2 protein-coding genes are annotated in these 1,726 nt (G+C 31.2%); one reads left to right on the top strand and one right to left on the bottom strand.

The window, feature by feature from the left end:
* Positions 1-152: 152 nt before the first annotated feature.
* On the bottom strand, positions 153-1,202 hold the full coding sequence (locus tag F1B92_RS08540) for a tyrosine-type recombinase/integrase (protein WP_154571421.1): 1,050 nt from the start codon (positions 1,200-1,202) through the stop codon (positions 153-155).
* 119 nt (positions 1,203-1,321) lie between these two features.
* On the opposite strand from F1B92_RS08540, the gene F1B92_RS08535 reads away from it, so the two are divergent.
* Positions 1,322-1,591 carry a pentapeptide repeat-containing protein gene (locus tag F1B92_RS08535; protein ID WP_154571420.1) on the top strand — a complete coding sequence of 90 codons (270 nt, stop codon included), beginning with the start codon at positions 1,322-1,324 and terminating at the stop codon, positions 1,589-1,591.
* Positions 1,592-1,726 lie beyond the last annotated feature (135 nt).

The raw sequence follows: 1,726 nt of genomic DNA, 5'->3' as shown, positions 1-1,726 counted from the left end.
CTTTACATACCCTTATGTAAAATGATGGCAAAATTATATCATAAATTTTGTTTAATTTTTAAAATTTTGATATAAATTACCATTTTAAGAGGTATCGAAAAATATAAAATTTAATAATCTCTTAATAAAATTTAATAAAAACTTTATATTTTTCAAAATTTTAACGCCTTTTCTAATGAAATTTTATCTTTTTTGTCAAATATGTAGTGAGAGTATGTTTGATTTATCTCATTTAAATTTGAGTGCCCTAAATTTTTAGCGATGTAGATTGGTGATACTTTATTGCTAAGTAGTAGTGTAGCGTAGCAATGGCGGGTGATGTGAAGTCCGCAAGGGACGAAATTTAGGGATTTTAGAAGAGATTTAAATTTATAATACATTTGAAAATAATCACTTTGGAAGATGTGCTGGGTGTGGATGTTTGGCAGGGCTTGCTTGAGGAAATTTAAAAGAGGCTTAGGGGCGTGGATGATACGAGAGCTACCATTTTTAGGGCTTGTTAGTTCAAAGCGAGTTTTGTTTTTGGAGATTTTGATTGTTGAGTTTTGTATGTCGTCTTTGCTGAGGGCTAAGATTTCGCCACTTCTTGCACCTGTGTAGAATGCAATATACAAAAATAACTGCAATTCTCCTGTAGCGTGGCTTAAGAGAGTAGAGATTTGATAAGGGTTAAAAAGGGTTTTGTGAGATTTTCTAATGCGAGGCTTTTTTAAATTTAAGACTGGGTTTTGAGTGATGAGTTTAAGAGTGATGGCTTTTTTAAATGCTAAATTTAAATAAGATATGATGAGATGGATAGTTTTTGGGCTTAGATTTTGGTGCATTTTATAGATGGCTAGCTGGATGTCGCTATGAGTGTAAGAAGGGATTGGTTTATCAATGAGGAAGTCAAAAATGCGTTTGTAGGCGTATAGGGCCGAATGGACGGTCGTGAGTTTGGCGTGTAGTTTTAGCTCAACAATTACAGCGTAACAAATCGATTTGAGAGTGGTGGTTGATGTGAGGGATTTAATGGGGCGTTGTTTTGGTTGTGGATAGGTGATGGTGGCGATGGTGTGAAGCTTTTGAAATAGTGGCAGTAGCGTATTTGTGGCGTAAAGTAGATTTTTATTTGTATAGGCTAGCTTGAGGGATTTTTTTATGGTTTTTGATGATGATGAGAATTCTAAATAAATAGTATTTTTATAATTTATAAGTTTCAAAGTTCGTCCTTTTTTAGTTTAAATTTGGCTAGAGTTTAGCAAAAATTGATGATTTTTGAAAATTTTTATAGATAATTGTAGCGAGATTTTATATAAGTTTAGGGGTTGTAAAAAAGCTTTTGTTTTGTTGGTTTTTATTTATTTTAATTGCTTTAGTTGGTTATAAATTAGTTGGTTATAAATTAGTTGGTTATAAATTAGTTGGTTATAAATTAGTTGGTTATAAATTAGTTGGTTATAAATTAGTTGGTTATAAATTAGTTGGTTGTAAATTAGTTGGTTGTAAATTAGTTGGTTGTAAATTAGTTGGTTGTAAATTAGTTGGTTGTAAATTAGTTGGTTGTAAATTAGTTGGTTGTAAATTGGGCGACTGGATTCGTGTCTGTTAAAAATTTATATATATGGGGGGGCGATATTTGGGAGATATAGGATAAAGCTTGGCTTAAATTTATAGCTTTAGCGGATTTGTTGAATGGTTTGCTTGATTTTATATATTTTATCCTTTTATTAAATTTAAAATTTGC

The sequence above is a fragment of the Campylobacter portucalensis genome, assembly GCF_009690845.1.
Lineage (GTDB): Bacteria > Campylobacterota > Campylobacteria > Campylobacterales > Campylobacteraceae > Campylobacter_B > Campylobacter_B portucalensis.
This window is presented reverse-complemented; position numbering and strand designations above follow the sequence as displayed.